General features: G+C 75.7%; 4 protein-coding genes. 1 reads left to right on the forward strand and 3 read right to left on the reverse strand.

The window, feature by feature from the left end:
• Nucleotides 1–568, forward strand: a 568-nt coding sequence (recX, locus tag AAHZ94_RS32510; RefSeq protein WP_349997302.1) for a recombination regulator RecX, incomplete at its 5' end; no start/stop codon positions are given.
• Between the two features lie 174 nt (nt 569–742).
• On the opposite strand, the gene AAHZ94_RS32515 is transcribed toward recX, so the two are convergent.
• The 3 genes from AAHZ94_RS32515 to AAHZ94_RS32525 all read right to left on the reverse strand — a co-directional run bounded on the left by AAHZ94_RS32515 (nt 743) and on the right by AAHZ94_RS32525 (nt 2,007).
• Nucleotides 743–1,174: a rhodanese-like domain-containing protein gene (locus AAHZ94_RS32515; protein WP_349997303.1), complete on the reverse strand. Its 432-nt coding sequence runs from the start codon at nt 1,172–1,174 to the stop codon at nt 743–745.
• On the reverse strand, nt 1,171–1,653 hold the full coding sequence (locus AAHZ94_RS32520) for a cupin domain-containing protein (RefSeq protein ID WP_349997304.1): 483 nt from the start codon (nt 1,651–1,653) through the stop codon (nt 1,171–1,173). Before AAHZ94_RS32520 ends, AAHZ94_RS32515 begins: the two co-directional genes overlap by 4 nt.
• Nucleotides 1,654–1,920: 267 nt before the next feature.
• A complete protein-coding gene (locus AAHZ94_RS32525; RefSeq protein ID WP_349997305.1) occupies nt 1,921–2,007 on the reverse strand; it encodes a putative leader peptide in 87 nt (28 codons plus the stop codon).
• Between the last annotated feature and the right edge of the window lie 508 nt (nt 2,008–2,515).

A 2,515-nucleotide genomic window follows, 5' to 3' on the forward strand; every position in this document is an offset into this window, starting at 1 on the left:
GGGGGGGGGGGGGGGGGGGGGGGGGGGGGGGGGGGGGCGCGCCCCCCCCCCCGCCCCCCCCGCCCGCGGGGCGGGGCGGGCCCCCCCCCCCCCCCCCCCCCCCCCCCCCCCCACGCCCCGGACCCGCAAGCAACTCGCCCAGGCCCTGCACCGCCGTGGCATTCCGGACGAGGTCGCGGAGGAGGTGCTGTCCCGCTTCGAGGACGTCGGCCTCATCAACGACGCGGCGTTCGCGGACGCCTGGGTGGAGTCCCGGCACCACAGCAGGGGGCTGGCCCGGCGGGCCCTGGCACGCGAGCTGCGGACCAAGGGAGTGGATTCCGCGCTCATCGACGAAGCCGTCGGCCAGGTCGACGGAGAACAGGAGGAGCGAACGGCCCGTGCACTGGTGGAGCGCAAACTGCGCGCCACCCGGGGGCTCGACCGCGACAAGCGCATCCGGCGCCTGGCCGGGATGCTGGCCCGCAAGGGCTATCCCGAAGGCGTGGCGCTGCGAGCCGTGCGACGGGCGCTGGAGGAAGAAGGCGAGGACCCGGAGCTGCTGGAGCACGATCTGCCCGAGGAGTGAGGGCGGGTGGACAGCAGGGCCGTAACCGCGTGCCACGGGTGGCAGCGCGGTGTCGGGCAGGCGTTGAGGCGCCCGCCGGATGATGAGATGTCCGCTACGGGCCCACGCCCAGGCTCAGCGGATAGCAGACGATAGACAGCAGTGGCGGCGGACAGTAGACGTACGGGGGACGGTTCAGCCCGCGATGGACCGGGCGGGGACGGAGACGCTGGTGGGGTGTTCCACCGGGAGTCCCGCCGCCCGCCACGCCTGGAAACCGCCGACCACATCCGTGGCGCGGGCCAGGCCGAGCTGGTGCAGCGAGAGCGCGGCGAGACTGGACGCGTACCCCTCGTTGCAGATGATCACGGCGCGCAGGTCGTGCCCCGTGACCTCGGGCAACCGGTGGCCGCCGGCGGGATCGAGCCGCCACTCCAACTCGTTGCGTTCGACGATGTGGGCCCCGGGGATCAACCCGTCACGGTCGCGCAGCGCGCCGTAGCGGATGTCGATCAGTACGGCGCCCTGCTCGGCCGCAGCGGCGGCGTCCTGCGGAGCGAGTCGGTCCAGATGGGCGCGGGCCCGGTCAAGAAGGGTGTCCACGCTGGTCGGCGGATGCGCGGTCATGCCCACTCCCCGGGGTGCTCTACCTGCTCAAGGCGGAGCACGGGCCCCGTGCGGCTGTAGCGGCGCATCAGCGGCAGCGGGGGGTAGTAGGCGTGGACGGAGATCGCGTGCTGCTCCGCGGAGAGGTTCAGCACCTGGTGTACGTGGTGTGAGCCGAAGGCCCGGCCGTTCCCTCGGGTCAGCGTGCGTTCGCGGTCCACGCCCTCGGCCAGTTCCAGCGTCTTCCAGCCCTCCGTGGGGAGCTGCACGGCCAGCGACTGTTCGACGAGTTCGCCGTGCGCGGTGCTGAAGGCGCCGTACGAGCCGCCGTGATCATGCCAGCCGGTGCCGGTGCCGGGCGGCCAACCGATCAGCCACGCCTCACTGCCCCCGGGCCCGTCCAGCCGGGACCAGGTGCGTCCCTGCGGGTCCAGCGGCAGGGAGGCGATCAGGTCGGCGTCGGCTGCGGTGCGACGGACGAAGTCGAGGAGTTCGGGCAGCGAGACGCCGCCTGCCCGGGGGGTGGGGGCGCTCTCCGGGGCGGGTGACGCGGTGGTCGACGGGGCCGCGGGGAGCGGGAGCGTCGACGCGCCGGGCGCCAGCGCGGTGAGGCCCGGCGCGGCCGGCGCGCGGTTGGCCGGCGTGGGAGCGACGTCGACGGAGGCGGGTTGCCTGGCAGGGGTGACTGAACTGGGTGTCACGGAGACCGTCCTGAGGGCTCGCGAGGGCGCACGGCAGCGGGCCGCGCGGAAGGGCGAAAAGGCGCATCAACAGGACGGTCGACACACGCAGCCTGCGTAGCGGACGAGGTCCATGTGGACCCTCCGCCAAAGCCGCAGACCTGTGTCAGACATGATTCGGAGTAGACCATTTCTCTTGCGACATGGTCAACAGCGAGCCGATGTGCGACCGCGCACGATCGGGGCCGGGTCGGCGCCCGAACGAGTGCGCTCCGAGGCGGTCGCCACGGCGCACGGCAGCCCGCGGGGGAGCTGGTGGAGCGCGCCACACACCACCGCGCGCAGGAGCGCCGCCCCGCCCGGGGACCCGCGCGCACCCTGCGGAACACCCCGCACGTGTGCCCCGTACGCAGCCACGTTGCCCGGCGTGCAGAGCCACGGGCGGCAGTGTCGTAGGTGCTGCCGTCGAGCGCGGACGCCGGGCCGCCCCGGGCGGGGGGGGGGGGGGGGGGCGCGGGCGGGCGGCGGGGGGGGGGCGGGGGGCGGGGGGGGGGGGCCCGCCGCCCGGGGGGGGCCGGGGGCGGGGGGGGGGGCCGGGCCCCGGCCGCGGCGACCTTGGGGGGCCGCCGCGCACCGCGTCCCCCGACGCCGTGCACCGCCGGCTCCGCGGTCCCGTCGTACC

The organism is Streptomyces sp. HSW2009, assembly GCF_040240285.1.
In the GTDB taxonomy this organism is placed as follows: domain Bacteria; phylum Actinomycetota; class Actinomycetes; order Streptomycetales; family Streptomycetaceae; genus Streptomyces.